Annotated in this window: 21 protein-coding genes; 2 read left to right on the top strand and 19 right to left on the bottom strand. The window is 70.9% G+C overall.

The window, feature by feature from the left end:
* Nucleotides 1–62: 62 nt before the first annotated feature.
* Nucleotides 63–1070 carry an NAD-dependent epimerase gene (locus tag H5407_RS03645; RefSeq protein ID WP_183103064.1) on the bottom strand — a complete coding sequence of 336 codons (1008 nt, stop codon included), beginning with the start codon at nucleotides 1068–1070 and terminating at the stop codon, nucleotides 63–65.
* 115 nt (nucleotides 1071–1185) lie between these two features.
* Between H5407_RS03645 and H5407_RS03640 the strand changes: the two genes are divergently transcribed.
* Both H5407_RS03640 and H5407_RS03635 read left to right on the top strand, forming a co-directional pair.
* Complete coding sequence (locus H5407_RS03640; protein ID WP_183103063.1) at nucleotides 1186–1953, top strand: WecB/TagA/CpsF family glycosyltransferase; 768 nt, start codon at nucleotides 1186–1188, stop codon at nucleotides 1951–1953.
* A 3-nt stretch (nucleotides 1954–1956) separates the two neighbouring features.
* Nucleotides 1957–3090, top strand: a complete 1134-nt coding sequence (locus H5407_RS03635) for a glycosyltransferase (protein ID WP_183103062.1) — start codon at nucleotides 1957–1959, stop codon at nucleotides 3088–3090.
* Here the strand turns inward: H5407_RS03635 and H5407_RS03630 are convergent.
* The 18 genes from H5407_RS03630 to H5407_RS03545 form a co-directional block, all read right to left on the bottom strand.
* Nucleotides 3071–4072 (bottom strand): acyltransferase, encoded by a 1002-nt coding sequence (locus tag H5407_RS03630; RefSeq protein ID WP_183103061.1) that lies wholly within the window; start codon nucleotides 4070–4072, stop codon nucleotides 3071–3073. The genes H5407_RS03635 and H5407_RS03630 overlap by 20 nt on opposite strands.
* Entirely contained in the window at nucleotides 4053–5225 is a 1173-nt protein-coding gene (locus tag H5407_RS03625) for a glycosyltransferase (RefSeq protein ID WP_183103060.1), read from the bottom strand. Before H5407_RS03625 ends, H5407_RS03630 begins: the two co-directional genes overlap by 20 nt.
* Entirely contained in the window at nucleotides 5222–6340 is a 1119-nt protein-coding gene (locus tag H5407_RS03620; RefSeq protein ID WP_183103059.1) for a glycosyltransferase family 4 protein, read from the bottom strand. Before H5407_RS03620 ends, H5407_RS03625 begins: the two co-directional genes overlap by 4 nt.
* Entirely contained in the window at nucleotides 6337–7203 is an 867-nt protein-coding gene (locus H5407_RS03615) for a glycosyltransferase family 2 protein (protein WP_220800448.1), read from the bottom strand. The genes H5407_RS03620 and H5407_RS03615 overlap by 4 nt, the downstream gene beginning before the upstream one ends.
* Entirely contained in the window at nucleotides 7200–8561 is a 1362-nt protein-coding gene (locus H5407_RS03610) for a cellulase family glycosylhydrolase (protein ID WP_183103058.1), read from the bottom strand. The genes H5407_RS03615 and H5407_RS03610 overlap by 4 nt, the downstream gene beginning before the upstream one ends.
* Complete coding sequence (locus H5407_RS03605) at nucleotides 8548–9903, bottom strand: O-antigen ligase family protein (RefSeq protein ID WP_183103057.1); 1356 nt, start codon at nucleotides 9901–9903, stop codon at nucleotides 8548–8550. Before H5407_RS03605 ends, H5407_RS03610 begins: the two co-directional genes overlap by 14 nt.
* 16 nt (nucleotides 9904–9919) lie before the next feature.
* Nucleotides 9920–11206: a glycosyltransferase gene (locus H5407_RS03600; protein WP_183103056.1), complete on the bottom strand. Its 1287-nt coding sequence runs from the start codon at nucleotides 11204–11206 to the stop codon at nucleotides 9920–9922.
* A complete protein-coding gene (locus H5407_RS03595; RefSeq protein WP_183103055.1) occupies nucleotides 11199–12683 on the bottom strand; it encodes an oligosaccharide flippase family protein in 1485 nt (494 codons plus the stop codon). The genes H5407_RS03600 and H5407_RS03595 overlap by 8 nt, the downstream gene beginning before the upstream one ends.
* Nucleotides 12680–13621 carry a GDP-L-fucose synthase gene (locus tag H5407_RS03590; RefSeq protein WP_183103206.1) on the bottom strand — a complete coding sequence of 314 codons (942 nt, stop codon included), beginning with the start codon at nucleotides 13619–13621 and terminating at the stop codon, nucleotides 12680–12682. Before H5407_RS03590 ends, H5407_RS03595 begins: the two co-directional genes overlap by 4 nt.
* Nucleotides 13622–13672: 51 nt before the next feature.
* Nucleotides 13673–14791, bottom strand: coding sequence for a GDP-mannose 4,6-dehydratase (gmd, locus tag H5407_RS03585; protein WP_183103054.1), 1119 nt, complete (start codon nucleotides 14789–14791; stop codon nucleotides 13673–13675).
* 33 nt (nucleotides 14792–14824) lie between these two features.
* The gene (epsI, locus tag H5407_RS03580; RefSeq protein ID WP_183103053.1) at nucleotides 14825–15511 is read right to left on the bottom strand and encodes an exosortase-associated protein EpsI, B-type; all 687 of its coding nucleotides are present in this window, start codon (nucleotides 15509–15511) and stop codon (nucleotides 14825–14827) included.
* On the bottom strand, nucleotides 15508–16392 hold the full coding sequence (gene xrtB / locus H5407_RS03575) for an exosortase B (RefSeq protein ID WP_310737608.1): 885 nt from the start codon (nucleotides 16390–16392) through the stop codon (nucleotides 15508–15510). The genes epsI and xrtB overlap by 4 nt, the downstream gene beginning before the upstream one ends.
* Nucleotides 16393–16405: 13 nt before the next feature.
* A complete protein-coding gene (locus tag H5407_RS03570; RefSeq protein WP_183103052.1) occupies nucleotides 16406–17287 on the bottom strand; it encodes a polysaccharide biosynthesis tyrosine autokinase in 882 nt (293 codons plus the stop codon).
* Nucleotides 17284–18705, bottom strand: a complete 1422-nt coding sequence (epsF, locus tag H5407_RS03565; protein ID WP_183103051.1) for a chain length determinant protein EpsF — start codon at nucleotides 18703–18705, stop codon at nucleotides 17284–17286. The genes H5407_RS03570 and epsF overlap by 4 nt, the downstream gene beginning before the upstream one ends.
* Before the next feature lie 9 nt (nucleotides 18706–18714).
* Entirely contained in the window at nucleotides 18715–19569 is an 855-nt protein-coding gene (gene epsE / locus H5407_RS03560) for a polysaccharide export protein EpsE (protein ID WP_183103050.1), read from the bottom strand.
* Nucleotides 19569–20546, bottom strand: a complete 978-nt coding sequence (locus H5407_RS03555) for an EpsD family peptidyl-prolyl cis-trans isomerase (RefSeq protein WP_255501048.1) — start codon at nucleotides 20544–20546, stop codon at nucleotides 19569–19571. The genes epsE and H5407_RS03555 overlap by 1 nt, the downstream gene beginning before the upstream one ends.
* A 291-nt stretch (nucleotides 20547–20837) precedes the next feature.
* Nucleotides 20838–21569 carry a bifunctional demethylmenaquinone methyltransferase/2-methoxy-6-polyprenyl-1,4-benzoquinol methylase UbiE gene (ubiE, locus tag H5407_RS03550; RefSeq protein WP_183103049.1) on the bottom strand — a complete coding sequence of 244 codons (732 nt, stop codon included), beginning with the start codon at nucleotides 21567–21569 and terminating at the stop codon, nucleotides 20838–20840.
* 30 nt (nucleotides 21570–21599) lie between these two features.
* Entirely contained in the window at nucleotides 21600–22013 is a 414-nt protein-coding gene (locus H5407_RS03545; RefSeq protein WP_183103048.1) for a gamma-butyrobetaine hydroxylase-like domain-containing protein, read from the bottom strand.
* Nucleotides 22014–22228: the final 215 nt, after the last annotated feature.

Here is a 22228-nt window from a genome sequence, read left to right as displayed (position 1 = left end):
GGCCGCGCAGTTGCGCGGCCCTTTGCCTTTGCATGCCCCGATGGACCGGGGCCGCCACCGGTTCAGACTTTGAAGTAGTCGCGGTACCAGGCCACGAAGTTGGCCACGCCCTGGGGCACCGGCATGGCGGGCCTGAAGCCGGTCCAGGCGGCGAGTTCCTCGACGTCCGCATGCGTGGCCGGCACATCGCCGTCCTGCAGGGGCATGAAGTTCTTCTGAGCCTCGCGGCCCACGGCCTGCTCGATGGCCTGGATGAAGTCCATCAGCTTCACCGGGTCATGGTTGCCGATGTTGAAGACGCGGTAGGGCGCGTCCGAGCGGGCCGGGTCGGCCGTCATCGGGTCATAGCCCTCGTCCACCGTGGCCGGGCGGTCCAGCACGCGCACCACGCCCTCGGCGATGTCGTCGATGTAGGTGAAGTCGCGGATCATCTGGCCGTGGTTGAACACGTCGATGGGCCGGCCTTCCAGGATGGCCTTGGTGAAGAGGAAGAGCGCCATGTCCGGCCGACCCCAGGGACCGTAGACCGTGAAGAAGCGCAGGCCCGTGGTGGGCAAGCGGTAGAGGTGGCTGTAGGTGTGGGCCATCAGCTCGTTGGCCTTCTTGGTGGCCGCGTACAGGCTCACCGGATGATCCACCCCGTGGTGCTCGGAGAAGGGCATGCGCACATTGCCGCCGTACACGCTGGAGCTGGAGGCATAGGCCAGGTGCTGCACGCCGTGATGGCGGCAGCCTTCCAGGATGTTCATGAAGCCGACGATATTGCTGTCGATGTAGGCATGCGGGTTCTGCAGCGAGTAGCGCACACCGGCCTGGGCGGCCAGGTGCACGACGCGGTCGAACTTCTCCTCGGCGAAGAGGTGGGCCATGCCCTCGCGGTCCTCCACAGACATTTGCACGAAGCGAAAGCCCGGGCGGCCCTGCAGGCGGGCGAGGCGATCACGCTTGAGTTGGGGGTCGTAGTAGTCGTTCAGATTGTCCAGACCAACGACCTCGTCGCCCCGGGCGAGCAGGATCTGGCTAACATGCATGCCGATGAAGCCGGCAGCGCCGGTGACAAGAATCTTCAAATTAACCTCGGTGAGTTGGGCCCAGCGGAATCCGGGCTCGCTGCCCAGGCCTGCGCCCGGCATTTTGAACGACGGATTATCCCCAATTGAAACGGCGACCGCCCAGCCCGCCCAGATGAGGGAGTGCCGACTCTTCGGCATTCGCCTGACGGCGGGCGAGCAGGCGCCGGTCCTGGCCGAGCTGCTGCGGCGGGCCCAAGGGCGCCGGCCGGGCTATGTCTGCCTGGCCAATGTGGACATGCTCACCCGCGCCCGGCACCGCCCCGCACTGGCCGCCACGCTGGACGAAGCCGCGCTGGTGCTGACCGACGGCTTGCCGCTGGTCTGGGCCCTGCGCGGCCTGCTGGGCCTTCGCGGCGTGGACCGCCTCAGCGGCCCCAGCCTGAGCCTGCTCCTGCTGGCGCAGGCCGAGGCCCTGGACCTGCCGGTCTTTTTCTACGGCGGCAGCGAGGCTGAGCTGGCCCGGCTGCTGGTGCACGTGCGCCAGCGCTTCCCGGCCCTGCCCATCGCCGGAGCCGAGTCCCCGCCCCTGCTGCCCGAGGAGCCGCCCGAGGACCCCGCCGCCCTGGCCCGCATCCAGACCTCGGGCGCCCGCCTGGTCTTCGTGGGCCTGGGGTGCCCCAAGCAGGAGTTCTGGATGCGCCGCCACGCGCCCCGCTTGGACGCCCTCTGCCTGGGCGTGGGCTATGCCTTCCCCCTCCTGGCCGGCACGCTGAGGCGCGCGCCCGCCTGGATGCAGCGAAGCGGCCTGGAATGGCTGTATCGCCTGGCGCAGGAGCCCCGCCGTCTGTGGCGGCGCTACCTGCTGGGCAACAGCCAGTTCCTGGGCCTGTGCCTGGCCGCCCTGCCCGGCGCGCTGTGGCGGCGCCTGCGTGGAGGCTGAGCCGTGCGCCTGCTGATGCTGCTGCAGGGCTCGGCTGTGACGGACCAGCCCGGCTACCACGCGAGCCTGCTGCGCCTGGTGCAGGAGGGCACCCTGGCCTGGGCCCAGGCCCTGCCCTACCTGGGCGCCGGGCCTGGGATGCAGGTCACGGAATCGGCTTTCGCGAGCGCCCTGCGCCTCATCAAGGACGAGGGCGTGGACACCCTGTGGCTGCAGTGCTACCACGGCCCCCTGCCCGACCCGCGTCCCTTCCTGCAGGCCGCGCGCCGCCTGCACCCCGAGCTGCTGGTGCTGGTCAGCAGCGGCGATGCCTTCGGCCGCTGGCTGCACCGCACCCCAGCCAGCCTGCGCCAGGCCTGCGCCGGCGCCGACCTGAACTTCCTCACTGTGCTGGGGCCTGTGGCCGATGCCGTGGTCGCCGCTGGAGCCCGCAACCTCGTGCTGATGCCGCACGGCGCCTGCCAGGAGCGCTTCGCGGCACCGCCGTCGCGTCCGGCCGCGCCGCCCTTCGACGTGGTCTTCGTCGGCAGCCACCACGCGGGACGCAATCCCTTCAATCCCATCAACCGCGCCGCCCGCCAGCGACGGGCCATGGTGCAGGCCCTGGGCCGTCGCTACGGCGCGCGCTTCGGCCTCTTCGGACACGGCTGGGGAGGCCAGACCGGCTGGCAGGGCCCCGTGCCCTTTGTGGACCAGCACCGGGCCATGGCCCTGGGCCGCCTGCAGGTGGGCGGCTTCCCGGGTGGACGGGCACCGTTTTACCTGTCGGACCGGCCCTACATCGCCATGGCCAGCGGGACACCCCTGCTGGACTGCCGGCTCGAAGGCCTGGACCGCCTGGCGCACGAGGGCGTCCACTGGGCGCTCTACGACGACCTGCCTGGCCTGCTTCGTCTGTGCGACCGGTCCCTGGAAGACGACGCAGGCCTGCGCGCCATGGGTGACGCGGCACGCGGTTTCGTCCTGGCCGGACACACCCAGTACCACCGCGTGCGTGAGATGCTGCGCATTGCCTCCGAACTGCGCGAAGCCCGCCGTCAGGGCCGGCGCCTAGCGCCGCCGGCGCCGCGCATATTCCACGAGGGCGTGCGCCCCGAAGACGAGATCCCGCACGTGCTCAGGGCCTGGGCGGGCTGAGTGGCGCGCCGCGGCGCAGGCGCAGCAGCGGCTGCTCCAGCCACCGATGGCAGGCCAGCCCCGCAAGCGCCGTGCCTGCGATCACCGACAGCGCGACCAGATCGGCCTGCAGGCCCGGCCACAGGCGCATCAGACGGTACAGGGCCGGGATGCTGAGCGCCTGCACGAGATAGATGCTGTAGGAGGCGTCGCCCAGCCACTGGCCCGGTGCCCAGCGCGTCTGGCGCAGGCCCAGGGCGCCCAGCACCAGCAGCGCAGCGGGAAGGCCCCAGTGCAGCAAGCGCTGCAGCGGCGCCGGCTGGCCCAGCGAGGCGAGCAGCCCCAGCGTCCCCAGGGCCAGCAGCCACGGCGCCCAGGGCCGCTGCGAGGGCAGGCGGCGATGCAGGGCGGCCAGGCCCATGCCCAGCAGGAATTCCAGGCCCAGCGCGTCCGCGCCCAGGGCGATCAGTGCGGCCAGGCCCAAGCCCACGCAGAGGGTCGGCCCAGCGCGCCAGGGCAGCAGCAGGCCTAGCGTGAAGAGCAGGTAGAAGGCCATCTCCCACTCCAGCGTCCAACCCAGCCACAGCACCGGCGGGCGCCCCAGCCAGGCACCCGAGGCAAAACCCAGCGAGGCCAGCACCTGGCGGCCGTCAGCCAGCGCGCCATGAAAGAGTCCGGGCCTCAGCAGCTGCAGCAGCAGCACCGTCAGCGTCAGCAGCCAGTACAGGGGCAGGATGCGCCAGAGCCGGTCGGCCAGGAAGCGGCCCGCACTGCGCGGCCGCCGCTGCTGGGTGTAGACCATCACGAAGCCGGACAGCACGAAGAACAGGTCCACGCCCCAGGCGCCCCAGCCCGACAGCGGCGCCAGCCCCAGCACCGGCCGCTGCTGGTGCACCGAGGTCTCGATGACATGGAAGACCACCACGGCCAGCGCGGCGACGGCGCGCAAGGCCTGGAGGTTGCCAAGCCGCGCATCCTGGACGTCAGCAGAGGAGGTCGGCATAGATCCGGCTGAGCTGAAGGTAGTTGGTTTCGGCGCTCCAGTGTGCGCGCTGGTGCTCGCGGGCGGCTTCGCCCCAGCGGCGAGCGTCCTGGGGTGACTCGAGTACGCGCCGCAGGGCCTTCCCCAGGGATGCGGCATCACCAGGCTCGAAGAGCAGGCCCGTGCGCTCGTGCTGCACCAGCTCGGGCATGGGGCCGTGGTCGGCCGCCAGCACCGGGAGGCCGCAGGCCGCCGCCTCCACCAGGGTGCGCGGGAACATTTCAAAGACGAGGCTGGGCAGGACCAGGGCCTGCGCGCGCCGCATCTGTTCCAGCACAGCCGGGGCGGGTTGTGCGCCCAGCAGCCGCAGGCGCGGATGCGACTGCAGCGTGGCGCGCAGCGGCCCGTCGCCGATCACCGTGATGCACTCGCCCGGCGGCAGGGTCTCGGCCGCCAGGGCCAGCAGATGCAGGCCCTTCTCCTCAGCCAGCCGGCCCACGAAGAGCAGGCCCTGCCGGGGCTGCTCGGCCCGCTGGGGGACCTCGGCGAAATGGGGCTTGACCACGATGCGCCCGGCCGGCAGCCCGCCGCGGATAAAGAGCTGGCGGGCGAACTCGCTCAGCGCGATGTAGCGGTCCACCCGTGCGGACCAGGTGCCCAGCAGCCGGTGCAACTGGGTCACGCCGGCCACCAGGGCCGTCTCCATGGCGCTGTCGCGATAGCAGCGATGCAGCACGCCACGCCAGGGCAGGCGGCCCACGCAGTCGGTGCAGGGCCGCCCCTCGCGCAGCATCAGAGCCTGCGGGCAGAGCAGGCGGGCGTTGTGCAGCGTCAGCACCACGGGCAGGCCGTGGCGCCGCCCCGCCCAGAACACGGCCGGCGAGACGAGGGGCCAGGTGTTGTGCACGTGCAGGAGATCGGGGCGCTGGGCCTCGATCAGCACGTCCAGCGCGTGCGTGGTGGGTGCGGACCAGAAGGCCTGTGCAGCGCCCTGCCAGCGCGGCAGCTGGCGCAGTTCCTCGTTGTGACGCTCATGGCGCAGCACGCGGTGACCGCGGGCCTGCAGCAGCGCGGCCTCGTTCTCGACGACGGCATCCTCGCCGCCGGCCTGCTGGTAGCGGTTGTGCACCAGCAGCACGGAGGGGCAGGTCTTGCCTGACGGTATCGCGCTCATGGCCGGCGCCCCCTCTGCACGCAGGCCATGGCCTGCACAAAGCCCTCGGCTGCGCGCTCGAAGGTCCACCCCCGCTGCACCCGGGCCTGCGCGGCGGCGCCCATGCGGCGGAGCAAGGGTTCGTTCTGCAGCAGGTCGCTGGCGGCGTCCACCCAGTCCTCCAGGCGCGGCGGCAGCACGCGCCCGTTCACGCCGTCCAGGACCAGGTCGCCTGCACAGCCCGCCACCTCGCTGACCAGCACCGGCACGCCGGCCGCGCAGGCCTCGTTGGCGACCAAGCCCCAGGGCTCCCACTGCGTCGGGAACAACAGCAGGCCAGCCCCGGCATAGAGGGCCGGCAGCTCGGCCTGCGGGCGGTAGCCCAGGCACTGCAGCTCGACCTGCTCCGCCACGCGCGCGGCGGCCTGCTGAAGGGCCTCGTGCAGGGGACCGTCGCCCAGCACGCGAAGGCGCACGCGGCGCCCCAGGCGGCGCGCGACACCCACGGCGATGTCCAGGGCCATCAGCGGCTGCTTGTGCGGTACCAGGCGACCGGAGAAGAGCAGCTCAGCCTCGCGCGTGGCGTGAAGGGCCGCGGCGGCGAAGCGTTCGTTGTCGACGCACAGCGGCGCCAGGAAGCAGCGCTGCGCCGGCGCGCCGTGGTGCTGGAACACCTGCAGCGTGCCCGCACCGGCGCCGACCAAGGCCGCTGCCCGCGGATAGACCCAGCGGCGCAGGGCCTGGTGCAGGCCGCTGAGGCTCTGCTCCTGGTACCAGCTGCCGTCGCTCATCACGGCATGCGGCCGCCCATGCCGGGCCGCCCAGAGCTGGCCCACGAGGAAAGTGGGGATGAAGCCGGTGGTGACGAGCACATCCGGATTCAGCCGGCCCAGCAGGGACCAGACCTTGAGGTCCGCATGCAGGAAGCGCCGAGTGCCCTGCCAGGCCGCGCCGCCCAGCACATGTACGCCATAGCCCCGCCCCTGCTCGCGCAACGCCGGGTCCACCCAGGGCTCTGTGCAGTAGACCATCTGCAGGTCCAGCTCGCGGGCCACCCGGGCCCACATGGGCGTGCGGTAGGGCACCGGCGCGTTGCTCAGAACGGCCACGCGCAGACGCTGCGGGGCGCCACTCATGGCACAGGCCTGCGCCAGCGTTCCATCTGCAGGCGCAGATAGGGCCAGACGAAGAACAGCGGCCAGGCCGGGCCCATGTGGCGGCGAGTGAGCCGCAGCCAGGAGCGCCAGGGCAGGCCCTTGCGTGACAGCATCAGCTGCCAGCGCCTCGTCCAGGGCAGGCTGCGGTCGTGGTAAGTGCCGGTGCGCGGGTTGTCCGAACACCAGCCCATGAAGCCCGGCGCCAGCCAGACGCCCAGGCCCAAGGCGCGGGTGCGCAGCGCATAGTCGGTGTCGCCCATGGCGTGCTCGAAGGCAGGGTCGAGGTCGCCCACGCGCTCGCGGACCTCGCGGTGCAGCAGCACGATATTGCCGTTCATCGAGTCACACAGCTGCGCGTGATCGGCAGGCGCCAGCAAGCTGAAGCGAGAGCGCCGCCAGCGGCTCAGGCGCCGCTCGCCGCCGTAGCTGACGAGGCCGGTGCGCGCGTCGCGCGTGGCGCCGACGACCACGCCGGGCCGACCCTGCACGCGCAGCGCCTGCTCGCAGTCCAGCAGGCGGGCCAGAAAGCCGGGCTCCAGCAGCACGTCGTCGTTGAGCCAGAGCTGCCAGTCTGCCGCACGGGCCAGCGGTTGCTGCTGGGCCAGGTGCATGCCCCGGCACCAGTAGAGCTGGCCCGGCCCGCGCACCACGGTCACCCACGGGTGGGCGGCGGCCACGGCCTCGGCCGTGCCGTCGGTGCTGCCGTCGTCCAGCAGCACGGCCTGCAGCTCGATGCCGCGGGCCTGCAGCGCCTGGCGTTCGGGCGCCAGGCTGTCCAGGCAGGCCAGGGTCTTGTTCCTGCGGTTGAAGCAGCTCATCAGCGCGCACAGCGAGCGCCTCATTGGGTGCCCCTTTCCACCACCGCCAGACGCACCAGGGCCTGACCGACATCAACGAGCTCGCGGGGCGCGGCGCGCTCCGGCTGCGCGGGATCGCGCAGTTCGCGGGCGCCCAGCGCGCGGGCCAGCTGTGCCCGCCGCAGCCGAAGGGGCTCCGGGCCCGTGTGCCACAGCAGCCAGTGCCGGCCATCGGCCCCCTGCGTCTGGCAGGCGACCAGGCCTGGCCGGTTGAGCCAGGGCTGGCGGCAGGGGCCGACGCGGCGGTCCATCAGCCAGTCCTGTACCTGGGTGAAGGCGGCCAGCGCGGGGCGCGGACGGCCCTGCGCATCGACCAGGCCACTGCGCCCGTTGTCCCAGGCGTACTGGTAGAAGCGCTCCACGCCTGCGGCCGCGCTCAGCACCAGGGCCTGGGCCAGGCGCGCGGCGGCCGCGTCCCAGCTGTCCACGACGCCGCCGAGCAGCTTCTCACCGGGCGCCGCCACTTCGACGCCCGTCTCGGTGTTCCACAACGGCAGCGCGCCGAGACCTCGCTCGCGCTGCAGACGCTGCAGGCTGACCAAGGTGCGGGCCAGCTGCAGATTGCTCTCGGCATAGAGATGGAAGCACAGCGCCTGCACCTGGCGCTCGCCGCCGGCCGACAGGAACAGGGCCAGGCGGTCCACGCCATTGGTGAAGCCCGGCGTGCACAGCGGAGTGCCGGGCACGGTCTCGTCCAGGGCCTCGCGCGCGGCCTCGGCCATGGCGACCAGGCGGTGCACGCTGCCGGTGTAGAAACCGCGCTGGCCTCGGTCGCGCGGCAGTTCGGACAGCAGCGGCTCGTTCCACAGCTCGTAGGCGGCGATGCGCGTGCCGTAGCGCCGGGCCAGGGTGCGCACATAGTCCTTCCAGGCCGAGAGGTCTCGCGGCTCAGCGCTGCAGCCCTCGGCGTAGGGACAAGGCTCCTCGGGCCGCGTCGAATTCCAGGCCGGGGTCATGCCCAGGGTCAGCAGCACCCGCACACCCGCCGCCTCGGCCGCGGCCACGTAGGCATCGAGCCGCTGGAACTGCCAGCGCTCGGGCGCCGGCTGAAGGTTGAACCAGGTGGTCTGGGCGTCCCACAGGCGCAGGTGTCCCAGCGGCTGCTGTGGCCAGCGCGTGCGGCCGGGATCGTCCGGCAGGCCCATGTCCAGGCGATGGAAGTGCGTGCCGAAGAATGCGGCGGTGACGGTCTGGCTGTGGCCCTGCGTGGCCTGGAGATAGGGATCGGTGCCGGCCGCCGAAGGCATCGCGCCCAGCACGACCAGCAGGACCGCGCTCAGCAGGCGCATCAGGCCGCGCAGCAGGGCCGGGGTCAGGTCTTGCCCCCCCTCACGCAGCCGCATGCCGCCCTCCCCGCCAGGACACCGGCGCCCGCGCCACCGCGGCGCAGGCCGCGCCCAGACCCAGCCACAGGCCCTGCACATAGGTCACGCCATAGGGCACGAAGTACACCACCATGGTCACATTGAGGGTGAAAAGCAGCACCGGCAGGGGCTGCGAGGGTTCGGCGGCAATGCGGCGGCGCAGGCCGCGCAACACCACCACCAGGACCGCCACGAAACCGCCAAGGCCCAGCAGGCCGGTGTTGAAGACCGTCTGCACGTACATATTGTGGGCGCCGTACTCCAGCAGGCGGGGGGTGCCCTCGCTGTCGATCACATAACGCGAGTTGTCGGTGCCGAAGGGGCTGCCGATGGCAATCGAGCGCGGCCCCAGGTCCGCCCAGCGGCGCAGGATCACGCCCCAGCTCTGCAGACGCTCGGCCGTGGTGTCCTGGCCGCGCACGGCGCGCTGCGCCGACTGCCCGATCTGGGCCGCCAACTCCGAGCGGGGCGCCAGCAGCAGGGGCAGCACCACCACCGCCAGGATCAGCGCGAACAGCCCCAGCTGCCGCCAGGCCGAGGTAGCGCGGCGTCCGCTCAGCAGGGGGCTCAGCGCGCCCACCAGCACCGCGCCCCACACCGAGCGGTGCTGCAGGGCCAGCACATAGCCCAGCAGCACCGGCACCCACAGGCGCAGGGTGCGCAAGGCAGGCGCCGCGTCGGCGAAGTAGAGCGCACCGATCAGCAGTTGGCCCAGCAGCAGGGCGTCGTTGGACCAGATCACGCGAATGGGCCCGTCGATGTTGTAGACCCCGCCCGGCGGCAGCAGGCTGGGGATGGGCGTGTAATAGACGATCCAGCGGTAGGTGGTCAGCAGCAGCAGCACGCCCCCCAGGCCGGCCAGCCAGGCCAGCAGGCGCTGCAGGCGCTCGGGCCGATAGGGGAAGCTGGCCACGTAGCTGACCACCACGACGAAGTAGAAGTAGTCCCGCACCTGCACCCCCGCCTTGGTGCCGAAGCTCAGCAGGCCCTGGGCCAGGCTCAGCATCACGGCAGCGCTGAACAGCCACCAGCCCGGCGTGATGCCCGGCCGCTCCCCGGCTTGCCTGGCCGGCCGCAGCCATCGCACCAGGGTGGCCGGCAGCAGGACCAGGCACATCAGGTCCCCCGGGTACAGGGCCAGACCGATGTGCAGCAAGGGTTGGCCGCTCTGCAGGGAATCCACCAGGGCCGTGCCCAGCACCAGGGCCACGCCCATGACCAGGGACTGGATGCTGCCCAGCAGCAGCACCACGCCGCCGGCGGCCAGGAGCATGGCGACCAGCAGGGGCAGACTCAGGAGGAACAGCAGGCTTGCATCCATGGGGCGCCAGTGTGACTCAAGCCGCGGCCGTCGGGCGCCGCGCGGTCCGCAGGATGTCACGCAGACGCCGCACATAGGCCTCGGCTACCGCCTCGGCGGCGAAGCGCTCGCGCACCGAGGCTCGCAGCGCGCGCGACAGTACCGCATAGCGCGCCGGCTCGGCCAACAGCAGGAGGGCCCGAGCCAGGTCCTCGGGGGACTCCACGTCGGCCAGGCCGTCCGCCTCCTGCAACACCCAGGGCACGGCGCCAGCGGCGCGACCCGCGAGCACCGGCAGGCCCAGTGCCATGGCCTCGGCGATGGCCATGCCGAAGGTCTCCTCACGGGCGGGATGCAGCAGCAGGTCCAGGCCGCCCAGGCGTTCCAGCAAGACGGCGTGAGGCAGCGGGCCGTGGCAGTGGATACGGGACCGCAGGGCCTGCAATGGGGCCTGCGCCTCGCAGTACCGGGCGGCAGCCCCACCGGGTTCGAAACCGTGGCCGAAGAGATGCAGTTCGGCTTGCGGCAGGCGCGCGGCCACCCGCGCGAAGGCCTGCAGGCCCGTCTGCGGGTTCTTGCGCGCGTCCCAGCCATTGCAGACCATGGCAATGCGCAGGGCCTCGCCGCGCTCGCGGTCGCGCCCCAGGGCCAGGGCCAGCGGGGCGACCGGGTTGGGGATCACGACCGCGTCAGGCGCCCCCTGCGCGGTCAGCTCGGCCTGCAGATAAGGCGAGACCACGCTCAGCGGAGGTGCGCGCCGGAACACCTGCCGGGCCATCAGCACCCGCAGAGCGCGGTAGAGGCTGATGGTGGGCCGCGCCCAGCGGTTCATGCGGGCGACGACCCGGGGCGAGTCGTGGCTGGTGACCAGGGTGGGCAGGCCACTGTCCAGTGCCGCCCAGGCGAACTCGTAGACCCAGTGGGCATGGACCACATCCGGCGCCGCAGCGCTTAGGGCCGCGACCAGGGCCTGGCGCTCGCAGCGGTAGAGGTCGAGGATGCGGCCTGGCCTGCCCTGCACCGGGCGCCAGGCGTGCGGGCGCAGGGGGCAGAACACAGCCCGCAGGCGCGACTGCTTCGTCGAGGTGAACGCGGGCGACGCGCCGGCCACGTCAAGATCCCCGCTGAGTGTGACCACGGTGACCTGATGGCCCGCTTCCAGCCACGCCTGTACCAGTGTCATCAGCAGGGGCGCCCCCTCGTAGCCGCGCGGCAGGGCCTCGGGCCTCAGGCCCATCAGCGGGGCCAGGTCGGCCCCTGCCACGGGCCCGCACAGGGCGATGTGCAAGGGCGCCTGCGCGCCGGACGGCAGTCGCTCAGCCATGGGACGCCCCCCTCGCGAAGGACCAGCGATCCAGCCCCGGCCAGTGCCGCTGCGCCAGCTGGATTGCGGCGGTCCCACGGCAGCTCCAAAGGGCCAGGCCCGTTGCCAGAACCAGGCCCAGGCTGCCCGCGAGGACGGCCACCAACACCCGCAGCCAGGCAGCGCCCGCCGGGCACAGGGCCAGCGCGCCGGCCACCGCCAGCGCCACCAGCCCGCCGCTGGTCAGCACGGCGGCGTGGATGCGCAGCATGTCTCGGCTCCGGATCTGCAGCGGCCCGCGCAGCCAGGCGAGATAGGCGGCCCAGCGCAGCATCTCCACAGCCACCAGCCAGGCCACCAGCCAGCGCAGACCCAACCCTGCCAGCAGGGCCAGGCCCAGGCACAGCAGCAGGGTCACGCCCGACTGCAGGCGCAGCTTGGGGCCCAGCCATCCCAGGGCGTCACAGGTGATGCCCGCCACGTTGGACATGAAGATCCAGGGCACGGCCAGAGCCAGCCCCTCCAGCACCGGCACCGCAGCCTGCCACTGCGGCCCCAACAGCAGCTGCACCAGGGGCTGGGCCGCCGCGCTGACACCCAGACTCAGCGCTGCGCCAAGGCTGCCGACCAGCAACACGCCCAGGGCCAGGACCTCGCCCACGCGGGCGCGGTCGGTCTGGGTGCTGGCCAGCAGCGGGAAGAGCACCCGCCCAACAATGCCCGCCAGCTTCTCCGTGGGCAGTTGGGCCAGCAGCCGGGCGCGGCTGTAGAGGCCCAGGCTGGCCTCACCCAGGGCGCGGCCGATCACGGCGGTATCGGCATTGCCGCCCACCAGTTCGACCAGGCCGATCAGGGCATGGCGCCCCCCATAGCCCAGCAGGCCGCGCCAGTCGCCCCGCAGGCTCAGGCGGCAGTCGGGCCGCGCCAGGGCCAGGACGAGCACCGCCTGCATCGAGACCTGGCCCAGCTGCGCTGCCACCAGGGCCCAGACACCCCAGCCCGCCCAGGCCGTAGCCAGGCCCACGAGGCCGTAGCCCAGCACGTATGACAGGGCATCCACCACCGCCAGGGCCTTGAATCGCAGGGCACGACGCAGCAGCGCGGTCGCCACCAGGACCATGGCGCTCAGGGGCAGCTGCAGCGCCAGGACTTGCAGCAGCAGGGCCAGTCGCGGCTGTCCGGCCCACTGCGCCACCAGCGGCGCCAGCAGGGCCGTCAGCCCGGCACAGGCCAGGCTCAGCATCAGGGCAAGGGTCCAGGCCAGGCGTTGGGTCGGGGTGTCCAGCGCCGGGCGCTGTACCAGGGCCGGCGCCAGGCCGGACTGGCCGGCATAGGCCAGCAGATTGAGCGCAGCCAGTGCCAGGGCCATGAGGCCGAAGTCCCCCGGGGTCAGCAGGCGCGACATGCAAGCCATCAGGGCCAGCTGAGCGCCGGTGTTGAACAGCAGGCCCAGCGCGCCCCAGCGCACGCCTGAGAGGGCCTGTCGGGCGCGGCTCATCGAGGCGCGGCAAGGCCCGCGGCGCAGGCCTGGGCATAGGCCTCGGCAATGCCCGCGCGCAGCGGCGTGCGCGGCTGCCAGCCCAGGGCGCGGATGCGGGAGATGTCCAGCAGCTTGCGCGGCGTGCCGTCCGGCTTGCTGCTGTCGAAGACCAGTTCACCCTGGAAGCCCACCACCTCGGCCACCGTGAGCGCCAGCTCGCGGATGCTGAGGTCCTGGCCGCACCCGACATTGAGCAGGGGGCCGCCGTAGCCCACCTCCATCAGCAGCACGCAGGCCTCGGCCAAATCATCGACATAGAGGAACTCGCGCCGGGGCGTGCCACTCCCCCAGACGGTCAGCGAAGTGTCCCCGCGCAGCTTGGCCTCGTGGGCCTTGCGGATCAGGGCGGGCAGCACGTGGCTGGATTGGAGGTCATAGTTGTCGCCCGGGCCGTAGAGGTTGGTGGGCATCACGCTGATGTACTGGCGGCCGTGCTGGCGGCTGTAGTTCTCGGCCAGCTTGACGCCCGCGATCTTGGCGATGGCGTAGGGCTCGTTGGTGGGCTCCAGCGGCCCCGTGAGCAGGTACTCTTCGCGAATGGGCTGCGGGCAGTTGCGCGGGTAGATGCAGCTGGAGCCCAGGAACTGCAAGCGCTGGATGCCGGCGCGGTGGGCGCCGTGGATCAGGTTGAGCGCGATCTGCAGGTTCTGGAAGAGGAAGTCGGCCCGCTCGCTGTCATTGGCCAGGATGCCGCCCACTTTGGCCGCGGCGATGAAGACATAGTCCGGCCGGTGCTCGACCAGGTAACGGTACACCGCCGCCTGGTCCAACAGGTCCAGCTCGGCACGGCTGCGGGTGAGGATCTGGGTGTAGCCCCTCGCCTGCAGGCGTCGCACCAGGGCCGAGCCCACCATGCCGCGGTGGCCGGTGACGAAGATGCGGGCGTCGCTGGGCATGCTGTTCATGGGGTTCTCCGGGCGGGCCTCGTCGTGGTCTCGTCGTGGTCGTTACTCATGGGCATCGTAGGCCGCGTAGCCGGCGCTCTTGACCAGCTCGTCGCGCCGAGCGGCACTGTAGTCGGCGGCCATCATCTCGCGCACCAGTGCCTGCAGCGGGGTGCTGGCCCGCCAGCCCAGGCGTTCATGGGCCTTTGTGGCATCGCCCAGCAGGGTCTCGACCTCGGTGGGGCGGAAGTAGCGCGGATCCACGCGCACGATCACGTCGCCCACCTGGCAGCGCGCCTGCGTGCCGCTGACCGCCACCACGCGGGCCACCTCGTCCACGCCCGTGCCCTCGAAGGCCAGCATCAGGCCCAGCTCGGCCGCCGCCAGTGTGATGAACTCGCGCACGCTGTGCTGCACGCCGGTGGCGATGACGTAGTCGTCCCCCTGCGGCTGCTGAAGCATGCGCCACATGGCATCGACATAGTCGCGAGCATGCCCCCAGTCACGCTGGGCCGAGAGATTGCCCAGGTGCACGCAGTCCTGCAGACCCAGGGCGATGCGAGCCATCGCCCGCGTGATCTTGCGGGTGACGAAGGTCTCGCCGCGCACCGGGCTCTCGTGGTTGAAGAGGATGCCGTTGCTGGCATGCAGGCCGTAGGCCTCGCGGTAGTTGACGGTGATCCAGTAGGCGTAGAGCTTGGCCACCGCGTAGGGGCTGCGCGGGTAGAAGGGCGTGCTCTCGCGCTGGGGGGTCTCCTGGACCAGGCCGTAGAGCTCCGAGGTGGAGGCCTGGTAGAAGCGGGTCTTCTTCTCCAGGCCCAGCATGCGGATGGCCTCCAGCAGGCGCAGCGTGCCCAGGCCGTCGGCATTGGCCGTGTACTCGGGCATCTCGAAGCTCACCGCCACATGGCTCATGGCGGCCAGGTTGTAGATCTCGTCCGGCTGCACCTGCTGGATGATGCGGATGAGGTTGCTGCTGTCCGTCAGGTCCCCGTAGTGCAGGATGAAGCGCTGGTTGCAAACGTGCGGGTCCTGGTAGAGGTGATCGATGCGGTCGGTGTTGAAGGACGAGGCGCGGCGCTTGATGCCATGCACCTCATAGCCCTTGCCCAGCAGCAGCTCGGCCAGATAGGCCCCGTCCTGGCCGGTAACGCCGGTAATCAGTGCTTTCTTCATGCTCATGCGTGCATCCACGAAGCAGGTGTGAAAAGGGGCTCAGGCCTGCCCGCGGCCCAGCAGTCGCAGGCGGGCCTCAGGGCTCAGAGCGCGCGCCCAGTCGCGGATGAAGGCGGCCTGCAGCGCGAAGCCCTCCGCATTGTCGGCGCTCAGTGAGGAGACGCGCACCAGCACGCCGTCCGGGATCAGGCCCTGCAGGCCATAGCGCAGCGCCACCCAGCGGTGCGGATAGCCAAAGGCCGTCAGCGTGTCGCCCACCACCACCCAGTAGCTGATGGGCTCATGGCGGCGCCCCTGGCTGGCCACCAGGCGCTTGAGGGGCAGCGGGCCGCTGTCCAGGGCGATCGTGGCATCGTAGACGTCCCGCTCCAGCCGGAAGCCCTGGGCCGGGTAGCAGATCTCGGGACGGTGGACCAGCATGCCCTTGTGCTGATTGCGGCCGTAGGCCAGGCTCAGCATGACCAACTGGCGCGCGCCATTGCGGAAGCTCTGGGCCAGCACCTCGTCGTAGGTGTCGGCAATGACCTGCTGCTGCTGCGGATCGGGGAGCAGGGGCGCGACGCTGGGATCCAGCGTCCAGTCGCCGAAGCGCGCCGGCACCAGCCGGGCCAGGGGCAGTCGCGCCTGCTCGTCCGCCAGGAAGCGGCGGGGTCGCACGCGCTCAGCCAGCAGCGCGGTGCCACCCATGGCGACGGCCATCAGCAGGGCACGGCGCTGCACTCTCATGGCCAGCCCCGCCAGCGCGCCAGGCGGCCCAGCAGGCCGTCCGCCGCCATGATCAGCAGCAGGGCGGCCAGCATCAGCAGCAGGCCCGCAAAGCCGTGGATGAAGCCCTGCCCAGCCGCATCGCCGAAGTGGTAGGTCACCAGCACCAGAACCAGCACCCGCAGCACATTGGCCGCGAAAGAGATGGGCACCACCAGCAAGGCCAGGGCCGTGTTGCGCCACACGGCCGTGTGCTGCATCACGTTCATGTACAGCAGGCCCAGGGCCTCCAGGGTGAAGAGCGAGTTGAGGCCGGCGCAGGCATCGGCCACCATCAGCTGGTAAGGCCCCACCGTCAGCACGACGCCCGATTGCCCGACCGGATAGCCCGCCCAGTACAGCAGCTGGCTCGCCACGCCGGAGACCGCGATCTTCAGCGGCGTGGTCAACGCCGCGGTCCAGTCACCGGGCCAGGGGATCATGAAGAGCAGGAAGAAGAGCGGGAAGGCGGCCCGGCGCAGGCCCTGCCAGCCCAGGAAGGCCAGCACCAAGCCGGCCAGCACCAGCGGCTGCGCGCCGATCTCCAGGGTCCAGATGGATTGCGAGCGCCCCAGCACATAGGCCGTCAGGCCCAGACCCAGGGGCAGCAAGCCCCAGGTCGAGCCACGCGCCTCCTGCAGGGCCATCAGGCGCCTCACCAGCAGCCACAGGCCCACGGCGAGAATCATGGGGCCATGGCCCTGCTCGTCGCTGGCCCAAAGGCCGTGGAAGAGGTCCCAGTAGCTCTGCCCGAACAGCAGCACCCAGCCCGACAGCAGCCAGACCAGCACCTCGCGGGCGGATCGTGGCAGCCGGACAAGGGCCAGCCAGGGGCTGCGGGGGGCGGCCTCGGCCGGACTCACGAGGGCCGGCCCTTCAGTGCTCGTTGATGACGACGCCAAGGATCTCGGCCGGGCTGTGCGAGAAGCTGCCCACCAGGTCCTGCAGGGCCGCCATGCGCGACTGATGGCGCCGGGCCAGCACCACGGCAGCGCCAGCTCGGGCGGCGATCACGATGCTGTCCGAACCCAGGCTGGCCGCCGGGGTATCGATCAGCACATGATCGAATCGGCCCAACAGGTCGCGCAGCAGCAGGCCGAAGGCCGGGCGTTCGACCAACTCCAGCGGATTGGGCGGCGGCGTGCCCACCGGCAGCACGAAGAGGCTGGGCACGCCCTCGACCTGGCGGATCACGCCTTGGCCCGCACGCCCCGAGAGCACATCGGCCAGGCCCTCGCAGCGGCCCTGCCCCTCCAGGAGAAAGAGCTGATGCTGCCGGGGATGGCGCATGTCGGCATCGATCAGCAGGGTGCGGCCGCCCAGCTGGGCCAGGGCCACGGCCAGGTTGGCGCAGAAGAAGCTCTTGCCATCACCCGGCTCCGGGCTCACCACGGCCAGGGCGCGCGGCTCGCGCCCCTGCTGCTGCAGGCGCATCAGCAGTTGGCTGCGGGTGGCGCGGAAGGCCTCGGCCTGCGCGCCGAAGGGCTGGCCGAGGCTGACCAGCTCTGGGCTCAGCGTCGGACCGGTGTTCGACGCCACCGGGTACTGGAACTGCTGGGCCAGGGCGAAGAGCACGTCGTCGGTGCTGGCGAAACCCAGCAGCACGGCAGCGTCGCCGAAGCGCAGGCCGTGCTGGCGCTGGTAGGCCAGCACCTGCTCGACCTGCTCGGCGCTGAGGTTGCGCGTCTGGCTGATCAGCGCGCCGATGGACGGCTCGCGCGCCATGCCCGGCGCCTGGGCATTCGGGATGTCGTTCATGCGGAGGCCTTGGTCTGGACCACGGGGCGGGGCCTGCGCCAGCGTAGGCGGTGCCAGGCGGAGGAGCCGCGGCCTGCATCGGCACCCGGGATGGTCGCCAGCACCGGCAGGTCCGCGATCATGGCGAGGTCCTGCGCGCTGCGCAGGCGGCGGTCCAGCAGCTCATGGGCCAGGGCAGCGAGCAGCCCCATGAAAGTGCCCAGGAAGACACCCACGAGCAAGTTCAGGTAGGTTCTGGGCGAGGACGGCGTCAGCGGTGGCTCAGCCTGGGTCAGGATGTTGACGTTGGACAGCGTGGTCTGGCTTTCCAGGTTGGTCTGGGTGAGGCGGGTCTGGATGGCGTCGTAGGCACGCTGGGCGTTCTCGACGTCGCGCAGCAGCACCGAGCCTTCATCGCGCAGGGCCTTCATGCGCAGCAGCTTGCCGCGTTGGGCCTCCAGCGAGGCGCGGACATCGGCCTCCCGGGCACGGTTGATGGACGCGGCCACGCCCACCCCACCGGTCACTCGCTTGACCTCGGCCTCCACCCGAGCCTTGAGCTCGGCGATGTTGGCGCGGGCCTCGACGACCTGCGGGTGGTTCTCCCCGTAGCGTGCGTTGAGCTCCTGCAGCTTGGCCTCGGCCCGGCTGAGATCGGACTTCAGCGAGCCGATCACCGGGTTGACCAACACTTCCTGGAGGCGGTCGCCCGAGGTGGCCGCCTGGTTCTGCCGGCTGCTGGACTCGGCGCTGAGCGCCTGCAGCGTCACCAGCTGCGTGGAGAGCTCGTTAAGGCGCGCATTCTCGACGTCCAGGCGCTCATCGGTGCCGATGATGCCGTTCTCCTTCTGGAAGGCCGAGAGCTTGGACTGAGCCTCCTCCAGGCGCTCGCGAGCCTCTTTGGCCCGGGTATCGAAGAAGCTGCGGTACTGGCGGGCCGGATCGACCTTGAGGTCCAGGGTTACCTCGATATAGGCCTGCACGAAGGCATTGGCCATATTGGCCGCGAAGCGCGGGTCCTGCGCCTTGTAGGACACCTCGATGATGCTGGACTGCAAGGAGGGCTTCACCTCCAGGCCGGGCCGCAGCGAATTCGCCAGCCAGGTGTCGATCTTGCCCTCGCCATTGGTGGCCTTGAGCCAGCGGGCCCGCACCTCGGCGTCGTCGGCCAGCTTGGCATTGCGCACCACGCGCTGGGCCACGCGATCGCTGCGGATCACATCGACCTGGGTCGCGATATAGGCCGGCGTGACCGCGTTCTGCATGAGAAGGGCGGACACCGGGTCGGGCTTGACGTCGGCCACCACCGAGGCCGTGGCGGTGTACTTGCTGGGCGTGGCCAGGGTGATGAGCAGAGCCCCCAGCACCAAGGCCACGAAGACCACGGCCGCCGTGCGCCAGCGCGCGAGAAGAATGGGGATCAGTTGGGTCAGGTTCACCGGCGCCCCTCAGAACAGGCTCTCGCGCACATAGACCACATCGCCTTCCTTCATGGGCTCATCCATCTCCGGACGCAGGATCTGGACCTTGCCGTCGGCACCGCGGCGATGCACGGCAATACCCTTCTGGGTGCCGCGCTGCGTGGTACCGCCGCCGGCGGCCAGCAGCTGCATGAGCGTCATGCCACGCTCCAGGCGCATGGAGCCTGGGCGGTTGACCTCGCCGTAGATGTAGACCATGGGCGCGCGATCCACCCACAGCACGTCGCCGTTCTGCACCATGACGTCCTGCTCGCGGCCCTGGGCGGCGAAGAGGTTGGGGAGGTCGATCTCCACGCGATAGGGCTTGCCCTGGCGGCGTCCGCTCAGGACGATGATGTCGGAGCCCGCCAGGGTGACGCCTCCGGCCGCGGCCAGCAGGTCGGACAGGCGGGTGTCACCCATCTCCAGCGGATAGCGCCCGGGGCGGTTGACCATGCCCAGCACGCTGGCTTGGTTGCCGCGCACCTGCAGCACCACGAGGGTCACCGAGGGCTGCTTGACGAAGTTGCCGTTGCGCAGGCCGTCGGCGATCAGCTGCTCGGCCTGGCTGATGCTCAGGCCGCCCAGCCGGACGCTGCCCAGCAGCGGGTAGGACAGAGAGCCGCTCTCGGAGACGCGCGTCTCCAGGGTCAGGTCCGGGTTCTGGTAGACGCTGATGCGGATGACGTCGCCGGCGGCCAGCCGGTATTCGGTGGCGGAGGCCGGGCCCGGTGCAGCCGGCGCACTGGCGGCATTCGCGCCGATGGCAGGGGCCTGGGCGCGGGCGCCCGCACCGGCCAGCACGCCCAGGATCAGCCCGCAGGCCAGCAGCGCGGCCCGCATCACTTCAGCCCCACGCTCTTGGCGGCATCGCTCGCCGGTGCCTCGACTGCCGAGGCGGACGATGCAGGCACGACGGCGGCGGCCGCGGAAGCCGCCGAGGCAGCCACTGCCGGCTTGCTCGCGAACTTGCCCATGTACTCGATCTTGCCCGACTCGCGCAGGGCCTTGAGGTCCTTCTGGATGGCCTCGGCCTTGCGCTGGTTGATCAGGAAGGCCTCCACGGCCGGGCGTGCCGTGGTCTCATCGACCGGATTCAGGCGCGAGGTGGCCACGTGCAGCAGCTGCAGGCCAGAGGGCGTGACCTGCACGGCGGTGTCGCCGTCCTTCATGCGGGCGATGGTGTCCAGGCTGTTGAGCGGGAGCTGTTCGGCCGGGCGCACGGCCTCGTTGACGTTGAAGCGGATGCCGGCACCGCGCAGGTATTCGGCGAACTCGGTGAGATTGCGCGAGCCCTGCAGGCGCTGGCGCAGGCCCTCGAACTGGTCGGGCGAGGCCTCGATGCTCATCTCCTGGAGGCTGTAGACCCGGCGCTCCTTGAAGAGGGCCGGCTTCTCGTTATAGAACTTCGCGATCTCGTCAGGGGCGGGCTTGCTGACGGACTCGCCGATGCGCTCGGCATAGGCCCGCGCCAGGATCTCGCGCTTGGCGGCCTCGACCTGCTGCACCACGCGCGGGTCGCGGTCCAGCTTGAGGTCCTGGGCCTTTTGCACGGAGAGTTCCTGGTCGATCAGGCGTTCCAGGAGCTGGCGGGACAGGGCGTCCGCCTGCTTCTCACTGAGGCCAGGCTGGCGCTGCAGCAGCTGGTTGATCTGGTGGACGGTGATCTCTTCCTTGTTGACCTTGGCGGCCGTCTGCGTGGCATCACCCTTGCCGCCGCCGCAGGCCGCCACAAGGGCGGCCACGGCGGCCAGGGCCGCCACCATGCCAGCTGTCCGCGTCAAGTCGGGGAAAGAGACCCGCTGCATCGTCGTCTTCATAGCGCTCCAAACCGTGCTGCACCCTTGCCTGCGCCGCCGGCAGGACGGCCGGACGGATGCGCAGTGCCAGCCCGCATCGCGGCCTGGCCTGTACCGGGGGGAGTGTAACGAGGCTCCGCGGGGCCGCAGAGGCATTCAAGCCCCGCAAAAGGCGGCAAGGTCCGCGCTTTTGCGGACTTCCTTGACTTGCGCGCAACATGTAGGCACCGGGGGCCGAGCAAAGCGGAGGGCCATGACGGCAGGGGCACCCCGGGACGACCGAGGCTGGCCCCGCGCGAGATCAGTCCTGGCTCAGCACTTGATGCCGACGTGCAGCGCCACCACGCCGGCGCTGAGGTTGTGCACGTCCACGTGGCCGAAGCCGGCCTGCTTCATGAGGGCCTTGAGCTCGGCCTGGCCCGGGTGCATGCGGATGGACTCGGCCAGGTAGCGGTAGCTGTCGGCATCGCCCGCGATCATCTGGCCCAGCCGGGGCAGGATCTTGAAGCTGTACCAGTCATAGGGTTTCTGCAGGGGTGCGGCCACCTTGGAGAACTCCAGCACCAGCAGCCGGCCGCCCGGCTTGAGCACGCGGCACATCTCGGCCAGGGCCAAGTCCTTGTGCGTCATGTTGCGCAGACCGAAGGCCACGCTGACAAGGTCGAAGCTGGCGTCCTTGTAGGGGAGCTTCTCGGCGTCGCAGAGATTGGTGGGCAGGACCAGGCCTTCGTTGAGCAGCCGGTCGCGGCCGGTGCGCAGCATGGCCTCGTTGATGTCGGTGTGCACCACCATGCCGGTACTGCCGACGTGCCTGGCGAAGGCACGGGAGAGATCGCCCGTGCCGCCAGCGATGTCCAGCACTCGGTCGCCTTCCTTGAGGTTGGCCACGGCCACGGTGTAGGCTTTCCAGGCGCGGTGCAGTCCCATGGACATCAGGTCGTTCATGATGTCGTAGCGGGACGCCACCGAGTCGAAGACGCCGCGCACGCGGCCGGCTTTCTCCTGCTCGTCGACGGTCTGGAAGCCGAAGTGGGTGCTGCTCATGAGGGTCTCGATCGGTTCGGGTGTAGCGGTTCAGTGGCTGGCGCAGTGGCCGCCGCCCCTGGGCGCCATGGGCGCGTCACGGTCCAGGCCGGCGGCTGCCAGCCGGGCGAGGTACTCGGCCCACAACGCCTCCTGGCGCAGGCCCAGCTCGTAAAGGTAGTCCCAGGTGTAGAGACCGCTGTCGTGGCCGTCAGAGAAGCGCGGCTGCACGGCATAGTGGCCCACGGGGCTGAGGGCCTCGATGAGGACCTCTCGCTTCCCCGTCTGCAGCACCTCCTGGCCCGGGCCATGGCCCTTGACCTCGGCCGAGGGGCTCAGCACCCGCAACAGCTCGAAGGGGATGGAGAAACGCGCGCCGTCATCGAAGGCAATCTCCAGCCGCCGGGACTGCTGGTGCACGGTGATGTCGGTAGGCAGGGGGCTTGCTGCGCTGAGGCCAGCCATGGGGAGGGAGGGGAAAACCTGGGGGGCTCCAGTGTAGCCGGGCGGGCTGAAGAGGCGGGAGAAGGCCCGATGGACGGCAGGGTGCCTCCGGGTTCGCCGACACGGCGCCGGGCTGGGCCGTCGCAGCAGCACCGCGCAGGCAACAGGGCCCGCTGAAAACCCGCTCCACAAAAAAAGGGCCCCGCGCGAGCGGGGCCTAAGAGGAGGGATCCGCA

It is taken from the genome of Mitsuaria sp. WAJ17, assembly GCF_014174515.1.
Lineage (GTDB): Bacteria > Pseudomonadota > Gammaproteobacteria > Burkholderiales > Burkholderiaceae_C > Roseateles_B.
This window is presented reverse-complemented; position numbering and strand designations above follow the sequence as displayed.

What these genes read in the sequence shown, in the direction of transcription:
- H5407_RS03640 (WP_183103063.1), top strand. Translation starts at nt 1,186, where the DNA reads ATGAGGGAGTGCCGACTCTTCGGCATTCGCCTGACGGCGGGCGAGCAG.
- H5407_RS03630 (WP_183103061.1), bottom strand. Translation starts at nt 4,072, where the DNA reads ATGCCGACCTCCTCTGCTGACGTCCAGGATGCGCGGCTTGGCAACCTC.
- H5407_RS03625 (WP_183103060.1), bottom strand. Translation starts at nt 5,225, where the DNA reads ATGAGCGCGATACCGTCAGGCAAGACCTGCCCCTCCGTGCTGCTGGTG.
- H5407_RS03620 (WP_183103059.1), bottom strand. Translation starts at nt 6,340, where the DNA reads ATGAGTGGCGCCCCGCAGCGTCTGCGCGTGGCCGTTCTGAGCAACGCG.
- H5407_RS03615 (WP_220800448.1), bottom strand. Translation starts at nt 7,203, where the DNA reads ATGAGGCGCTCGCTGTGCGCGCTGATGAGCTGCTTCAACCGCAGGAAC.
- H5407_RS03610 (WP_183103058.1), bottom strand. Translation starts at nt 8,561, where the DNA reads ATGCGGCTGCGTGAGGGGGGGCAAGACCTGACCCCGGCCCTGCTGCGC.
- H5407_RS03605 (WP_183103057.1), bottom strand. Translation starts at nt 9,903, where the DNA reads ATGGATGCAAGCCTGCTGTTCCTCCTGAGTCTGCCCCTGCTGGTCGCC.
- H5407_RS03600 (WP_183103056.1), bottom strand. Translation starts at nt 11,206, where the DNA reads ATGGCTGAGCGACTGCCGTCCGGCGCGCAGGCGCCCTTGCACATCGCC.
- H5407_RS03595 (WP_183103055.1), bottom strand. Translation starts at nt 12,683, where the DNA reads ATGAGCCGCGCCCGACAGGCCCTCTCAGGCGTGCGCTGGGGCGCGCTG.
- H5407_RS03590 (WP_183103206.1), bottom strand. Translation starts at nt 13,621, where the DNA reads ATGCCCAGCGACGCCCGCATCTTCGTCACCGGCCACCGCGGCATGGTG.
- gmd (WP_183103054.1), bottom strand. Translation starts at nt 14,791, where the DNA reads ATGAGCATGAAGAAAGCACTGATTACCGGCGTTACCGGCCAGGACGGG.
- epsI (WP_183103053.1), bottom strand. Translation starts at nt 15,511, where the DNA reads ATGAGAGTGCAGCGCCGTGCCCTGCTGATGGCCGTCGCCATGGGTGGC.
- H5407_RS03570 (WP_183103052.1), bottom strand. Translation starts at nt 17,287, where the DNA reads ATGAACGACATCCCGAATGCCCAGGCGCCGGGCATGGCGCGCGAGCCG.
- epsE (WP_183103050.1), bottom strand. Translation starts at nt 19,569, where the DNA reads ATGCGGGCCGCGCTGCTGGCCTGCGGGCTGATCCTGGGCGTGCTGGCC.
- H5407_RS03555 (WP_255501048.1), bottom strand. Translation starts at nt 20,546, where the DNA reads ATGAAGACGACGATGCAGCGGGTCTCTTTCCCCGACTTGACGCGGACA.
- ubiE (WP_183103049.1), bottom strand. Translation starts at nt 21,569, where the DNA reads ATGAGCAGCACCCACTTCGGCTTCCAGACCGTCGACGAGCAGGAGAAA.
- H5407_RS03545 (WP_183103048.1), bottom strand. Translation starts at nt 22,013, where the DNA reads ATGGCTGGCCTCAGCGCAGCAAGCCCCCTGCCTACCGACATCACCGTG.